Source organism: Pseudomonas sp. TE12508, assembly GCF_056279485.1.
This window is the reverse complement of the sequence record NZ_JBWCCN010000023.1, coordinates 1-15,474: the sequence shown is the minus strand read 5'-3', so window position 1 is coordinate 15,474 and position 15,474 is coordinate 1. Positions and strand designations below refer to the sequence as shown.

The 15,474-nt window shown below is 58.7% G+C and carries 14 protein-coding genes; 5 read left to right on the top strand and 9 right to left on the bottom strand.

Going from position 1 to position 15,474, the window contains the following annotated elements; translation table 11 throughout:
• Positions 1-30: 30 nt before the first annotated feature.
• From flgD to ACZ9IM_RS26895, 5 genes are all read right to left on the bottom strand, one after another.
• The gene (gene flgD, locus ACZ9IM_RS26915) at positions 31-720 is read right to left on the bottom strand and encodes a flagellar hook assembly protein FlgD (protein WP_427625956.1); all 690 of its coding nucleotides are present in this window, start codon (positions 718-720) and stop codon (positions 31-33) included.
• 15 nt (positions 721-735) lie between these two features.
• Entirely contained in the window at positions 736-1,179 is a 444-nt protein-coding gene (flgC, locus tag ACZ9IM_RS26910) for a flagellar basal body rod protein FlgC (RefSeq protein WP_008071781.1), read from the bottom strand.
• A 3-nt stretch (positions 1,180-1,182) separates the two neighbouring features.
• Positions 1,183-1,590 (bottom strand): flagellar basal body rod protein FlgB, encoded by a 408-nt coding sequence (flgB, locus tag ACZ9IM_RS26905; RefSeq protein ID WP_095634357.1) that lies wholly within the window; start codon positions 1,588-1,590, stop codon positions 1,183-1,185.
• Between the two features lie 418 nt (positions 1,591-2,008).
• A complete protein-coding gene (cheR, locus tag ACZ9IM_RS26900) occupies positions 2,009-2,836 on the bottom strand; it encodes a protein-glutamate O-methyltransferase CheR (protein ID WP_008071786.1) in 828 nt (275 codons plus the stop codon).
• Between the two features lie 46 nt (positions 2,837-2,882).
• Positions 2,883-3,815: a chemotaxis protein CheV gene (locus ACZ9IM_RS26895; protein ID WP_063342844.1), complete on the bottom strand. Its 933-nt coding sequence runs from the start codon at positions 3,813-3,815 to the stop codon at positions 2,883-2,885.
• An 81-nt stretch (positions 3,816-3,896) separates the two neighbouring features.
• Here ACZ9IM_RS26895 and flgA point away from each other — a divergent pair, with 81 nt between their 5' ends.
• From flgA to ACZ9IM_RS26875, 4 genes are all read left to right on the top strand, one after another.
• Entirely contained in the window at positions 3,897-4,658 is a 762-nt protein-coding gene (gene flgA / locus ACZ9IM_RS26890) for a flagellar basal body P-ring formation chaperone FlgA (protein WP_427625954.1), read from the top strand.
• 169 nt (positions 4,659-4,827) lie between these two features.
• A complete protein-coding gene (gene flgM, locus ACZ9IM_RS26885) occupies positions 4,828-5,154 on the top strand; it encodes a flagellar biosynthesis anti-sigma factor FlgM (protein WP_123495850.1) in 327 nt (108 codons plus the stop codon).
• 47 nt (positions 5,155-5,201) lie between these two features.
• Positions 5,202-5,669: a flagella synthesis protein FlgN gene (locus ACZ9IM_RS26880; protein WP_427625953.1), complete on the top strand. Its 468-nt coding sequence runs from the start codon at positions 5,202-5,204 to the stop codon at positions 5,667-5,669.
• Positions 5,670-5,757: 88 nt separating this feature from the next.
• Positions 5,758-6,504, top strand: a complete 747-nt coding sequence (locus ACZ9IM_RS26875; RefSeq protein ID WP_008071799.1) for a flagellar brake protein — start codon at positions 5,758-5,760, stop codon at positions 6,502-6,504.
• Positions 6,505-6,567: 63 nt separating this feature from the next.
• On the opposite strand, the gene ACZ9IM_RS26870 is transcribed toward ACZ9IM_RS26875, so the two are convergent.
• The 4 genes from ACZ9IM_RS26870 to ACZ9IM_RS26855 form a co-directional block, all read right to left on the bottom strand.
• Positions 6,568-7,950 carry an MFS transporter gene (locus ACZ9IM_RS26870; RefSeq protein WP_008071802.1) on the bottom strand — a complete coding sequence of 461 codons (1,383 nt, stop codon included), beginning with the start codon at positions 7,948-7,950 and terminating at the stop codon, positions 6,568-6,570.
• 71 nt (positions 7,951-8,021) lie between these two features.
• On the bottom strand, positions 8,022-9,263 hold the full coding sequence (locus ACZ9IM_RS26865) for a glutamine synthetase family protein (protein ID WP_427625994.1): 1,242 nt from the start codon (positions 9,261-9,263) through the stop codon (positions 8,022-8,024).
• 294 nt (positions 9,264-9,557) lie between these two features.
• Positions 9,558-10,250 (bottom strand): sensor histidine kinase, encoded by a 693-nt coding sequence (locus ACZ9IM_RS26860; protein WP_427625952.1) that lies wholly within the window; start codon positions 10,248-10,250, stop codon positions 9,558-9,560.
• A complete protein-coding gene (locus ACZ9IM_RS26855) occupies positions 10,247-11,851 on the bottom strand; it encodes a tetratricopeptide repeat-containing response regulator (protein ID WP_008071807.1) in 1,605 nt (534 codons plus the stop codon). Before ACZ9IM_RS26855 ends, ACZ9IM_RS26860 begins: the two co-directional genes overlap by 4 nt.
• 951 nt (positions 11,852-12,802) lie before the next feature.
• Here ACZ9IM_RS26855 and ACZ9IM_RS26850 point away from each other — a divergent pair.
• Positions 12,803-15,474: beta strand repeat-containing protein (locus tag ACZ9IM_RS26850; RefSeq protein WP_476225438.1), on the top strand; the 2,672-nt coding region annotated here is incomplete at its 3' end.

Sequence of the window (15,474 nt, the reverse complement as noted above, 5' to 3'; positions counted from 1 at the left end):
ATTCCACTCCTTGTGCCGTGTTAGTCGGCTCTATATACCAATGGTTTGTACTTTGGACAGGGCAACGCTGCCCATGCCTGCTAGGTTCAGCATCAACTCACCGCCGGTCTGGCTGATGGTCACGCTGTTAACGGTCGCTGGCAGATAAGTAATCAGCGATGTCGCCTTGCTGTCGATGGTGGCCGTTGCGCCGAAGGTGTAAGTACCCGCCGGTGCCACCGCGCCAGCATCGTCCTTGCCGTCCCAGATAAAACTGGCGTTACCGGCACTTTGACTGCCCAACTCGAGCGTACGGATGGTCTTGCCTTCCGAGTTGGTGATCTTGACGGTGGCAGCGGCAACCGAGGTTGGCACCACGACGGTACCGTTAAGGCTCTTGGAGGTGTCGACCATGGTTTTGTCGGTCTGCGCAATGACGGAGCGCCCCACCAGCGAAGAAGCCTGCAAGGCTTGCGAGGAGCTGTAGCTGCTGGCAAGGCCGCTGACCGTATCGTTCAGCGTGGTGATACCTTCCAGGCTACTGAACTGCGCCAACTGTGCCACGAACTCGCTGTTATCCTGAGGATCGAGCGGGTTCTGGTTTTTCAGCTGAGTCACCAACAGTTGCAGGAACGCGTCCTTGCCCAATGCCTGGCCGCCGGTAGCGGCCGAGGTCAGGCTGTCTTTGGTGGTAGTGGTCTGGACCGAAGAGTTGGCCAGAACATCGCTGATAACGCTCATACGAATCGCCCCTTATCACTGACCGAGGGTCAGGACCTTCTGCATCATGGTTTTGGCGGTATTCATCATTTCGGCGTTGGTCTGGAACGAACGGCTCGCGGAAATCATGTCGGCCATTTCTTCGACGACATTGACGTTCGGGTAATAGACGTAGCCCTTGCCATCAGCAGCCGGATGGTTCGGCTCGTAGCGCGCTTCAAGGTTGCTCTGGTCTTCGACCACGCCCAGCACTTGCACGCCTTGACCGGCAGCGTCCTGGTTCTGGAACAGCGAATCGCTGCCGCCGCTCTGGCCGCCCTGGAACATGGTGGCGAATACCGGGTGGCGGGCACGGTAGGTCTGGTCGATGCTCGACGAGACGGTCTCGGCGTTGGCGATGTTCGAGGCGACGGTGTTCAGACGAGTGGTCTGGGCACTCATGCCGCTACCGGCAATGTTGAAAACACTGGCAAGGGACATGACTTACTCTCCACGCAGGGCTGATACCAGCCCTTTGAATTTACTGTTGAGCAGGGTGAAGCTGGCCTGGAAGTTAACCGCGTTTTCCGCGTAGTTCGACTGTTCCAGTTGGGCGTCCACGGTGTTCTGGTCGATCGACGGTTGCATCGGCGTGCGATACATCAGCGACTCGTCGCCATTGCCCATGCCTTCAGCTTCGATGTGACGGCTGTTGGTCATGTTCAAGGCGAACTTGCCGTTTTTGGTTTTCTCGTTTTGCTCGGCGAGCACTTTCGAGAAATCCAGATCCCGAGCCTTGTAGTTCGGGGTGTCGGCGTTGGCGATGTTGTTGGCCAGGACTTCGGCACGCTGAGCGCGGAAGCCCAGGGCTTGTTCATGGATACCGAGCGCTTTATCGAAGCTGATGCTCATGTCGGGAAACCTTCGGGTGACCTGATTTTTCGTAACATGGACATAGCAAGCGGCGTGCCAATTCAAAAAAGCCCGTAAACCGGGGCTTTGCGCGCGGTGGCAAGCCGGCAATGCCAGAAAAGCGGCAACCGATTTCCGCCGCCTGCCGCTTTTCTGCCGCTTATCACCATCGCCAGAACAACAACTGCCCCCTTGTGGGAGCTGACTGTGGCGAGGGGGCTTGCCCCCGTTTGAGTGCGTAGCACTCATAGGATTTTGGCTACATCAGAGATTTTAGGTCTGCTTCGCAGCCCAACGGGGGCAAGCCCCCTCGCCACAGCCCGCTCCCACAGGGGTTGTGGTGATTTTGAGAGATAATTACGGGCATAAAAAAACGGGAGCCCCCTGAGGACTCCCGTTTTTTTATGCCGTCAACGAATCACTTCGCCTGATAAATGATCCCCGGGCTGCACTGGACCATCTGGTAATGGTCCGGCAAACCGTTCAGCGCCTCGGACGCGCCAAGGAACAGATAACCGCCCGGCTTCAGCGTGCTGTGGATGCGCAACAGGATGTCTTTCTTCACCTCGGCGGAGAAGTAGATCAGCACGTTGCGGCAGAACACGATGTCAAACTTGCCCAGGCTCGCATAGCTGTCCAGCAGGTTGAACGAGCGAAATTCCACCCGACTCTTGATCGGCGCCTTGATCGCCCAACGTCCCGGCCCTTTCGGGTCGAAGTAACGCTGAAGGCGCTCGGGCGACAGACCGCGGCCGATGGCCAGGCTGTCGTACTCGCCGGTCTTGCAGTTGGTCAGCATGGTGCCGGACAGGTCAGTGGCAACGATCTGCACGCCCATCTTCAACTGGCCCATGTTGACCCGTTCGAACTCATCGATGGACATCGACAGAGAATACGGTTCCTGACCCGACGAACACGCCGCCGACCAGATCCGCAGGCGCTGGCCGGGGCTTGCCTTGATCGCTGCAGGCAAGACCTTGTTCTTCAAGACTTCAAACGGATAGGTGTCACGAAACCACAAGGTTTCGTTGGTGGTCATGGCATCCACCACCATCTCGCGCAAACCACTGCGCGGCTGAGTCTGGATGCGCTGAACCAGCTCACCCAGAGATTTGATGCCCTGCTGTTCCATCAGTTTGTTGAGACGGCTCGAGACCAGGTATTGCTTGTTTTCACCGAGCAAAATGCCACAGGCTTTTTCCAGGAATACCCGGAACTGTTCAAAATCCAAATTACCCGTAGACAAAGATGCCGCCTCTTAAATCGTGTTGACCGCCAGGGACAGAAGGCCCCTAGCTGTTATCTGCTGCTTTGATCCGGTCGACTACCCGGGATGCCAGGTCATCAGGACGGAATTTGGCCAGAAAGTCATCGGCACCGACCTTCTTGACCATCGCCTGATTGAACACACCCGACAACGAAGTGTGCAGGATGATATGCAGCTTTTGCATGCGCGGATCACTGCGGATTTCGGCCGTCAGGGTGTACCCGTCCATCTCCGGCATCTCGATGTCGGAGATCATCATCAGGAACTCTTCTTCCGGCTTCTTGCCCTCATCGACCAGCTTGCGCAGGTAATCCAGCGCTTGCCGACCGTCGTTCAACGCCACCACTTCGACGCCGACGGTTTGCAGGCAACGGGTCACCTGCTTACGCGCCACCGATGAGTCGTCGACCGTTAGCACGCGCAAGGACAACGCCTTGTGCTGAGTATCGACATCCACCACGCCCACCGAAATCGCTTCCGGTGTCGGTGACACTTCCGCCAGCACCTTCTCGACGTCGATGATTTCGACTAACTGATTGTCGACCCGAGTCACCGCCGTCAAGTAATGATCGCGCCCGGTGCCCTTGGGTGGCGGATGAATCTCCTCCCAGTTCATGTTGACGATGCGCTCTACTGATCGAACCAGGAAACCCTGAGTCTTGGTGTTGTACTCCGTGATGATCACGAAGGGATTGCTTTGATCTTTCAGCGCTCCGGAACCGGTCGCCATCGCCAGATCCAGAATCGGAATGGTCGCCCCCCGAATATTCGCCACACCGCACACGACAGGACTGGACTTGGGCATCAGGGTCAGTTTGGGGCATTGCAGCACCTCACGAACCTTGAACACGTTGATCCCATACAGCTGCTGGCCGTCGAGACGGAACAACAACAGCTCAAGGCGATTCTGCCCCACCAGTTGCGTGCGCTGGTTCACCGAATCCATTACACCAGCCATGCCCAGACTCCTACACCAACGCTAAGTGTGTTGCGACGCACATTCTTCACTAAACGGCACGGCGCTTGCTTTTTAACTCTTATGAACACAGAACCGACATTTTTCCGACACCTGACATCAGCCTGCCGCAGATTGCTCTGCGCGATGTCGGCCGTTTGCCTGTTCAACGCTGGCAGCCCTGCCCTTGCTGACGCGGTTACCTTGCCTGACATGCTTATCGGCGTCACTCAGGGCTTTCTTGAATTCACCGTAGAAGACTATCTGGCCACCAGTCAAACGCAAGGACGCTACGAAATCGAGGTCAACCAGCTCGATCCGCGCCTGCGCATGCCTATGTGCGACAAGGAATTGACAGCCACCCTCGAGAGCCCCGCGAGGCCTCTGGGCCGGGTTACGGTCAAGGTTCGCTGCGACGGCACCTCCCCCTGGACAGTCTTCGTACCCGCTCAAGTACGGCTGTTTCGCGACATCGTGACCACCACCCGTCCGCTCAAGCGCACAGGGATTATCGAGCCTCAGGACGTGACCCTGCGAGAGCGCGATATCAGCCTGATAAATCAGGGTTTTCTGACTTCCGTCGATCAAGCGATCGGACAAAAACTGACCCGACCAATGGTCGCTGATCAGGTGATTACCTTGGTGCATCTCGAACAGGCGGAAGTCATTCGCAAGGGCGATCAGGTGGTGATTACCGCCCGCAGTGGTACGCTCAGTGTACGTATGCCGGGTGAAGCGCTGTCCAATGGCGGCATGAGCGAACAGATTCGCGTGAAAAACCTTAACTCCCAGCGGGTTATCAAGGCGCAAGTCACCGCGCCCGGGCAGGTGGAAGTTTCTATGTGAGCGGCCACGTAGTTTGTGAAGAGATGGCGCGCCACTGGGCTGTTGCCTAAACTGTGCCGCATGCAGGACACACGCTGGCGCATGCACGCTCATTGATAAATGGGCCTAAAGTTTTCACAAGAAGAGCCGAAAACATGGCAAGCGTCCAAATACCCAGAGGTTTTTTGTCATGGTCATCGATTTCAGTCGTTTAAACAGCTCCTCGTCACTTACGGGCAGTACACGTACCAGCGCCGCGAAGGAAACCGCCGAAGCCGGCCAATCCGCACCGCTGAATACCCCGGCCGAACAGGCCAGTACCACCAAAAGCGGGGAGTCGGTACACCTCAGCAATGAGGCTCAACAGTTGCAGAAGGTCACTGACAAGCTGCGCGATCAGCCTGCCGTCGACAACGCCCGCGTGGCCGAGTTGAAAGCAGCGATTGCCGATGGCAGCTATAAAGTCGACAGCAACCGTGTAGCCAGCAAACTGCTCAACTTCGAAGCCCAGCGCTAGGCCACGGCCGCGCCAGGCTTTTGGACGCTTAAAACCCAAGGCCAGCCATGCACGACACTAATTTACTGCAACTGATCATCGACGACTTTGCCCCGGCGCAACACTTGCTGGAGCTGCTGCAAACCGAGTCCCTCGCGCTGCACGGTCGCGACATGCCACTGCTCGAAGAGATTCTGGCGCAGAAACAGGCATTGATCATTTTGCTTGAGCAGCATGGCCGCAAGCGCAGTGAAATCCTCGCCAGCCTCAACCTGCCGACCAATCGCCAAGGCCTGGAGCAACTTGCCAGCCATTCGAGCATTGGCGATCAGTTGCTGGCACAGAGCGACGTGCTGACCGACCTCCTGGCCCAGTGCCAGGCCGCCAACGTTAACAATGGCCAGTCGATTCTGGTGCAGCAGGCCGCCACGGCCAACCAGCTGAAAATCCTCACCGGCGGCGAGCCGCCAGCGCTCTATGATGCCCGCGGTTCAACCTCCAGGCTCGCAAAGCCACGCCCGCTCAGTCAGGCTTGAGCCTTTCAATGAGCACGCTCTATCAAGACGCGAAACATGCTGGCAGAATGCTAGCCAGTAGTCATATTTGTCTGGAGATTGATGCCCCGTGTTCAATGCCTTAAACGCGGAAGATGCTCCGCAGCCACCCAAGGTGCTCACTACGCCCCTGGAAATCTCCGGCAATCTGCGTCAGCTGCAAGACAGCCATGACCCGCTGATCATCACGTTCCATGAGCGCAGCCAGCGCTTCCAGAGTTATCTGGTGGACATCGACCGTGACAGCAACATGATCGCCCTGGACGAAATGATTCCGCGCGATGGCGAACGTTTTCTGCTGGCCGGCGAACCGTTCAAGGTCGAAGGCTTCCACGACGGCGTACGCATCGCCTGGGAAAGCAATGGCCCGCTGACCATCGACGACTCCGGCGATGGCCGCTGCTACCGTGGCGCGCTGCCCGATGAGGTGGTTTATCACCAGCGCCGCAATGCTTTCCGCGCCGCGTTGAAGCTGGCGCAGCTGGTCAACGTCGATCTGGGTGGCGACAAACTCAAATCGGCCATCAGCGGCAAACTGCTGGACATCTCCGCCACCGGCTGCAAATTGCGCTTCGAGGGCGACATCACCGCCAGCCTGCAACTGGGCCAGGTCTACGACCGCTTCGTCGCTGCCCTGCCCTTCGGCAGCATGACGGCACCGGTCGAACTGCGTTACCTGCACTTCGAAGAAAAGATCAACACCACCTTCGCCGGCGTGCGTTTTCACAACATGAGCGGCCTGGTGCAGCGCCAGGTCGAGCGGTTCGTCTATCAGCTTCAGCGCGAAGCACGGCGTTTCGATAAAGACGACTTCTGATACGCCACGCCCATAAAAAACGGGCAGTCCCTTGCGGTGACTGCCCGTTTTTTTATGCCTTGATCAAGGCCTTGCTTCGGTAAAGCTTTGCTCGCGACCTGTGTCAGGGTCTTCGGGCTCCGAATCCGTTTCAGGCGCTGATTCGGGTTCTGCATCCGGATTGAAATCAGCCTCCGGGTTGACAGGGTTCTGCATCTGATCCTGCACTACCTGTTCATCGACTCGCGGGTCCAGGCAAGCGACCAATGGCGAGCTCGACATACTGTCCGGCATGGCTACGTGATGCAGCGGAGCATCGTCCACCTGATGCAGGTTGGTGACCGCTTTGGGGCGAATTCGCCACACCAGCACCAGCGCAAAGAAGCTGAAGAAGGCATAGAGCATCTGACTGCCGAACAGCTTCATCAACACCCCGGCTACCAACGGTCCGATACTCGCGCCGACACCATAAGTCACCAGCAGCATCGCCGTCAGCGACACCCGACGATCACCCTCGACGTGGTCGTTGGAGAACGCCACCGCCAACGGGTACAGGCAGAACTGCACCAACGAGCAGAGGAACCCGGCAATGAACAGCACCTCCAGCGGCACCTGCCGCATGATCGCCAGCGGCAACGCAGCCAGCGCCAGGCTAAACGCGAAACAGCGGATCAACAGCGCCCGGTCATAGCGGTCCGACAGCCACCCCAACGGCCACTGCACCACCAGGCCTGCAAAAATGCAGCTACCCATGAACAGACCGACCTGTTCGGTGGACAGCCCTTGCTGCGAGGCATACAGCGGCGCCAGACCGTAGAATGAACCGACGATCAAACCCGACCCCAACACCGTGCTCAACGACTGTGGCACGCGCTTGATGAAGAAGCGTGGTTCCATCGGCGCCGGGTGCAAAGGCGCCGGGTGAATCCGCCGCGTCAGGGCCACCGGTACCAGGCAAAGGGCGAAACACAGTGCGACCAGCATCAGCAGTTCCAGGCCCAGGCCCGGGTGCATGACCAGAATCAGCTGACCCAGCACCAGCCCCAGGTACGAAGCGATCATGTAGCCGCTGAACACCACGCCACGCTTATTGGCTTCTGCCTGCTCATTGAGCCAGCTTTCGATCACCATGTACTGGCACATCATGCCCAGGCCGACGATCACCCGCAGGAACAGCCACGCGGGCAGCCAGTCCACCAAGCCATGGCCCAGCACTGCCGCGCCGACGATCCCGGCGCAGGCTGAATAAGCTCGAATATGCCCGACCCGGGCAATCAGCCGATGGCCGATCTTGCCGCCCAGCACCAGGCCGAAATAGTTGGCCGCCATCAACGCACCGACCCACAGGCTATCGACTTTATCGGCCGCCAGGCGCAGGGCAAGGTAAGTACTCAACAGGCCCGAGCCGATCAACATCATCAGCGAGGCGAAATAAAGCCCCCGAAAAGATTTCAAGATTTGGCGCATCGGCGTTCCGAGCGGCTCCTTGCAGTGAGTATCGGGCTATCGACAAACGATAGCCCGACGGCGACGGGTCGTCAGGCCTGGGCTGCTAGAACACGCCGTTCCCAGGGAGTAATTTCATCAAAGAAGCTGGTCAACTCCATGGTCTTCGAAGCGATGTAGCCTTCGATGAACTCCTTGCCGAACAGTTCCTTCGCCAATTGGCTACGTTTCAGACGTTCAAGAGCGGCATGCAAGGTACACGGCAACGAAAGATTATCCGGCACAACGAACTCACCCTGGATCGGCTCGCTCGGCTCCAGTTTGTTCTCGATGCCATATAACCCCGCGGCCAGGCTCGCGGCGATCGCCAGATACGGATTGGCATCGGCCCCCGGCAAGCGGTTTTCGACCCGACGAGCGACCGGTGAACTGGCCGGAATGCGCAATCCGGCCGCGCGATTATCGTGGGACCAGCAGGCATTGTTCGGCGATGCGAAAGGATGGCACAGACGCTGATAGGAGTTCACGTTCGGCGCAAACAGCGCAGTGAAATCCGCCATGCCGGCCTGCTGGCCACCGATGAAATGACGGAAGGTCGCGGTCGGCTCGCCGGCTTTGTCGCTGAACACGTTACGCCCGGTGCCGATCTCGACGATGCTTTGGTGAATATGCATCGAACTGCCCGGCGTGTGCGCCAACGGCTTGGCCATGCAGACCACGGTCAGCCCATGTTTGAGCGCCACTTCTTTGAGCAGATGCTTGAACAACAAGGTCTGGTCGGCCAACAGTAGCGGATCGCCGTGCAGCAGGTTGATCTCGAACTGGCTGACACCCATCTCGTGCATGAAGGTATCGCGCGGCAAGCCCAACGCCGCCATGCATTCGTAGACTTCATTGAAGAACGGCCGCAAGCCGTTATTGGAACTGACGCTGAACGCCGAATGACCGTCCTCGCGACGACCGTCCAGGCCCAGTGGTGGCTGGAAGGGTTGCTTCGGGTCAGGGTTGGGCGCAAAGACGAAGAACTCCAGCTCGGTCGCCACCACCGGCGCCAGACCAAGAGCGGCGTATCGAGCGATCACGGCCTTGAGTTGACCGCGGGTCGACAACGGGGAGCTCTCGCCAGTCAGTTCGTCCGCATCACAAATGGCCAGCGCCCGAGGCTGCTGGCTCCAGGGCAAGCGGTGGATCTGCGCGGGATCAGGCACCAGCGCCAGGTCGCCATCATCGCTGCCATAAAAACGCGCTGGCGGATAACCGCCCATGATGCATTGCAGCAGCACTCCCCGCGCCATCTGCAAACGCCGCCCTTCAAGAAATCCTTCGGCGGTCATCACCTTGCCGCGCGGTACGCCGTTCAGGTCCGGCGTGACACATTCAATCTCATCAATGCCCGTCAATCGCTGCGCGAGTGAACGATGGCCATCGGTTGTCATGACGCAATCCTTGTTGTTGTACGAGCCGCGAACGGCGACCCGTACAAAATAGGCTTCGGCTGTTCGGAATATCAAGCAGCGTCAAACAAAAAGGTGCAGGAACCGCCGAAGGCTGCGATCTTTTGACTTTGCTTTTTAAACACAAGATCAAAAAATCGCAGCCTTCGGCAGCTCCTACGGGGATTGTGTCTGTCAGGGGAGATACAGGCTGAACACGCCGCCGCCCAAGGGGCCGCCATTGCTGATTTCGGTGCGTCCGCCCACGCCGTTGCGCTGATGCAAGGCGGCAATCCGTCCGGCAAAGTACAGGCCCAGGCCGGTGCTGCCACTGCTGTGGTTGATGCCCTGCACGTAATCGGCCTGACGCTCGATCATCTCGGGCGGATAACCCTCACCATCGTCATTGATGGTCAGCACCAGTTGCCCGGCCTCATCGCTGACGCTGATCAACAAGGCATGGCGGGTGTAACGAATGGCATTGTTGATGCAGTTGGCGAGTACCGAGGCAATCAGTTCCCGATCGAAGAAACCCAGTGGGCTCAACGGGTCCACTTCATAGCTCGCGATAATGCCGCGGCTGGCGAACACTTCCTGATGAGCCGCCAGTTGCGCCTCAATGAAATCATCCAGCTCATGGTAGGCCGGCTGCAACGGCATCTGGTTGACGCCGAGTTTGTACAGCCCCAGCAACTGCACCAGCATGCCATTGAGGTGGGCGAACTCGAAGTCGATCACGCCCTGCTCCGGGGTGTGTTGCTCGGGATCGGGCAAGCGCGCCAGCCATTGGCTGTGCGCCTGCATCAGCATGGCCAGGGAGTTCTTCATGTCATGCACGGTGGAGGCAATCACCGTGGAAAAGTCGAGTGACGGTTCGCTGTCGATCATTCGCCGAACGCCTTGATTTTCAGTTTCTGGTAGCGCGGATAACGCGCGTCGGTATCGGGCATCAGGCCGACGGTTTTCAGGCAGGCCCGACATTCTTCCAGTTCGGCCGACGGCACGCTGGTGTCGGTACCATGCAACAGCGACTGCGCCATGTTCAGGGCAATACTGATGTTCTTCGGCTGCAACGCCAGGGCTTTGCGGAATACATCCCGGGCTTCCACCAGGTTCCCGGTTTTGTACACCCGCACGCCCTGACGGTTAAGGTCGGCGGCCGCGTTGCCGGAGTTGAGGATGGTCGGGTCATCAGTCAGTTTGGCGATGCCTTTCATCACGGTCGGATCGTCGCCGTAGATTTCCGCACAGTTTTTCAGCATCGAAGCGCCGGCACTCGCCTGCCCCAACATTTGCAGCTGCTTGGCCACCAGCAGCGCCGCTTCGGCGCTCATGAACTGCTCCATGCCATCGAGGCGCATCATCGCCTGCTCAGTGAGCTTCTCGGCGGTTTCGGCATCGTTGAGCAACAGGCTGGTGGCCTTCATCAGACGCGCACGAATCTGCAAGCCGGGGTCGGAAGGGTTCTCCTTCGCCACCGCACTCAGCGTTGTGTTGATTTCAAGACGGGTCCGGGTATCCAGGCCCTTTTCGCTGCCTTTGCTAATCAGGGCATGGGCCAGGCCGAGGTTGCTTTCCGCATCCTTGAAACGTGACTGCGCCCCTTGGGCCACCGCCTGGCGATAGGCTTTGGAAGCGGTATCGAAATCCTCGTTGGCCATTGCCAGCTTGCCCAGCAACGCTTGCCGGCGCACCGCCAGCGGCGACAGGCGAATAGCCTCTTCCAGGACTCTCTGCGCCCCCTTGGTGTCGCCTTCGGCGACCAGCACATCGGCCATGCCGTCGTAGAGGGCCGGCATCATCGGAAAAACTTTCAGGGCTTTTTCATAAATGCCTTTGGCCTGGCTGACCTGGCCGCGCTTGAACAGCAACTGGCCCAACCCGGCAAATGCCCATGGCAATGGTCGATCGGCAATGATGCCGTCATAGAGGCGTTCCAGCGCTTCGTTCTGGTTCAAATCGCGCAACGCATCGGCGCGGTAACGCAGGCACAGCGGCGAATACCGAATGTCCTGTTTGCACAGGGCAATGCAGGCATTGAGCACTTCAACCGGTTTGCCCCGGTCAAGGGCTTGCAGGATCGGTTTGAGCAACGTTTTGCGCTGCTCCAGCCGTTCCAGGCGCTGGGCCAGGCCGGAACGGTTGAACGGCTTGGTCAGGTAAGCGTCGGGCTCATGCTCCAGTGCGCTGAGCACCATGGCCTGGCTGGTTTCGGCAGTGACCATGACAAACACGCTTTCATGGCTGATCAGTTTCTCGATCATCAGGTCTTCGAGTACCTGCTGACCGTTCTTCTTGCCGTCGCCCAGGTGGAAATCCTGCAGGATGAAATCGTAGGACTTCTGCGAGCACATGCGCAGCGCCTGTTCACCGGTATCGGCGGTGTCGACGTCCTTGACGCCCAGCTCCCGCAGCATGGACCTGACGGAACTGCGGAAATCCGAGAAATCATCGACGATCAGGAAGCTTTTTTGGTGATACGACAGCATCGAAGATTTCCAGGCAAGTTAAGAAGAACAACCTAAAGGCAGTTACACGGATGAACTCAGCGTCGCGGCCGTTTTTCGGGCGCGCAGATGATAGCGGGAGGCCATAGGCTATCAAGCGATTTCGCACAATTCCGTGATCACACGTGCCGACCGTCAGCGACGAAACTCACACGGCCGATCGGGTTATCGGCCAGTAGTCGCGTTCCCTTGAAGCGGCAAGAGTGCAATTGCGCATTTGGCTGTCATGACAGCTCTCCATGTAAGTCGTCGGGTGGTTCGGGTGTAAAAAATCCCGCCAAAGCAAATGCCCTGGCGGGCGTTTTTAACAGCTGAATACTGAGATCTGATGGAGTTTCAGGGCCGGTACAATTCAGCCAGACCATGCCCCACTTGGGTTTCAGCTCATTCGAGCCGTGCCAGTGTCGAGTGCCCGAACCCCTTTCCCGTCCTCTTCGCCAAAAACAAATCGACATAATATTGACACCTAAATACCCGCCTGTCGGAATATTGGCACGTCGTACTGTTAGCTGCGGTTAACACCTTTACAAAGCCTGCCCCCACAACTAAACACACATCAAACTGATATCAGGAAAGGCCGTATCCCTGAGTCGGTGCTCTCTCAAAACACGGCCTCATCCAGCCATTATTTCAGGAGTCCCTGCCACATGGGTGCTCTCAGTCTATTGCGTGCCATGTGCAGCGCAGCCCCAGCCTCGGGCTCACATTCGCCCGACCTGCCCTGCGATCCGCTCCTCAAGCGCGGCGAACTTTTCCATCTTCGCAATACCCGCGCGCCTCTGCCGGCAGCGCCTGGCCCGTCAGGCCGGCGATGTCCGGCGGCCGCCTCGCACCACTCTTGAACGACCTGAGCGGTGCAAGAACGGGACTTCTTCCTGCTAGCAGTCCCTAGCGATTCTAAAAACAAAAAAATGGCATTTCCGGGAGAAAGACATGGCAACCACCACAACGACTAGCGACGGCACCGTTACTTCGCTTTCCAACACTCCGCAGGCGCAAGACGACATATTCACGACCGGTGTTATTGGCACGAGCACCGCGGCCATCACCGAAGACCTGCTGGGCGTCGTGTACCTGGACGTCATGTCCAATGACCTCGGCGGCAGCGCAAAGACACTGTGGTCACTCGATGACGCGACCAGTCTTTCTACCGCCACCAAGATTTATGCGCCGGCCGACCTCCTGATCCAGGACACGGGCAGAATTGAGGCGACAAGTACTGACACCAGTTTCAACGGGGCAAAGATCTGGATTACCTCGGATGGCAAAATCGGCTACGACGCCGCTACGTTGTCGACTGCTTTCAAGGCACAACTTCAGTCGCTGGCGGGTGGAGGGACTCTGACGGACACCTTTACCTATGCGATTCGTCTCGGCAACGGCACGCTCAGCTGGGCCACTGCGCAGGTGCAGTTCGCAGGTGCGAATGACAGCGTGACGATGAGCATAGGTGTGCAGGCCGGCACAGTAACCGAAGATGCGACCACGACATCGAGCTCGACCGATTCGCTGAGTGCGACAGGCACTATTGCCTTTAGCGATGTTGACCTGAGCGACACGCATACCGCTTCTTTCGTGGCTGCGGGAGACAACGCCACCGCGCTGGGCAATTTCACCCTTGCATCAGTAACTGAAGCGGCCAACGCAGCCGACGGCACGGTTAACTGGACTTACACCCTGAATAATGCGGCAGCCCAATCCCTGGCCCAGGGGCAAACAGTTACTGAAACCTATGTGGTCACCATCAATGACGGGCATGGTTCGTCGACCACGCAGAATGTGACGATCACCATCACCGGCACCAACGACGAGGTGCAGATCACCAGCGGCGTACAAGCCGGCGATGCCGGGGAAGACAGCGGCGACTACGCAGCCAGCGGCAACATCACCTTCACCGACGTCGACCTGATCGATACCCACAGCGTCACCGTCACGCCGGGCGCTTCCGGCTATCTGGGCAGTTTCACCACTAATCCACTGAGCGACAGCACCGGCACGGGCAGTGGTTCGCTGGGTTGGAACTTCGCGGTGAACAACACCGCCCTGCAGTTCCTCGGCGAAGGCCAGATCGTCACCCAAACCTATAACGTGGCGATTGGCGACGGCGCGGTGCAGACCGTCACCATTACTATCACCGGTACTAACGATCGGCCGACGCTGACGATCGCCGACAGCAGCGGCGCAATGAACGAAGGTAATGGCACCGCCACGCTGAGCGACAGCGGTGCACTGAGTTTTGCCGATGTGGACAACATCGACGTGGTGACTGTGTCGCACACCTCCAACGGCAACATCGCCTGGAGCGGCGGCACGCTCAATGCGGGCGTGGCTTCGGCACTGGTGGCCGGTTTCTCGGTCGATCAGAACAGCTGGGACTACAGCAGCAACCAGAACCTCGACTTCCTCGGTGCGGGTGAAACCATCACCTTCTCGTACACGGTGGTTGCCACCGACAACAGTGGCGCGGCTAATGCTGCTTCGGCGACGCAGACTGTGACCATCACCCTCACTGGCACCAATGACGCACCCGTACTCAGCTTCGTGACGGGCAACGATGCCGGCGCGGTAAAGGAAGACACCACGCTCAGCATGAGTGGCCAGTTCAGTTCGGCCGACATCGATCACGATGCCACGACCAGTTGGAGCATTGTCGGTAGCAATACCGGCAGCTACGGCTCGATCGCCGTGGACAGCACCGGCCAGTGGACGTACACCCTGGCCAATGGCAGCGATGGCGTTGCCAGTGCCGTGCAATCGTTGAAGGCGGGCGAGAGTCACAATGAAGTGTTCACCGTGCAGGTCAGCGATGGCCTCGGCGGTGTCGACACTCAGCTGGTGACCGTTACCGTCAGCGGCACTAACGACGCCCCGGTACTCAGTTTCGTGACGGGCAACGATGCCGGCGCGGTAAAGGAAGACAGCACCCTCAGCGTCAGCGGCCAGTTCAGTTCGGCCGACATCGATCACGATGCCACGACCAGTTGGACCATCAATGGCTCGGCTACGGGAACCTACGGCTCGATCGCCGTCGACAGCACCGGCCAGTGGACGTACACCCTGGCCAATGGCACCGATGGCATCGCCAGTGCCGTGCAATCATTGAAGGCTGGCGAAAGTCACGATGAAGTGTTCACCGTGCAGGTCAGCGATGGCCTTGGCGGTGTCGACACCCAGCTGGTGACTGTCACCGTCACCGGCAGCAACGACGCACCCGTGCTCAGCTTCGCGACCGGCAATGATGCCGGCGCGGTAAAGGAAGACAGCACCCTCAGCATGAGTGGCCAGTTCAGTTCGGCCGACATCGATCACGACGCCACGACCAGTTGGAGCATTGTCGGTAGCAATACCGGCAGCTACGGCTCGATCGCCGTGGACAGCACCGGCCAGTGGACGTACACCCTGGCCAATGGCACCGACGGTGTCGCCAGTGCCGTGCAATCGTTGAAGGCTGGCGAGAGTCACAATGAAGTGTTCACCGTGCAGGTCAGCGATGGCCTCGGCGGCATCGATACTCAGCTGGTGACCGTTACCGTCAGCGGCACTAACGACGCCCCGGTACTCAGTTTCGTGACGGGCAACGATGCCGGCGCGGTAAAGGAAGACAG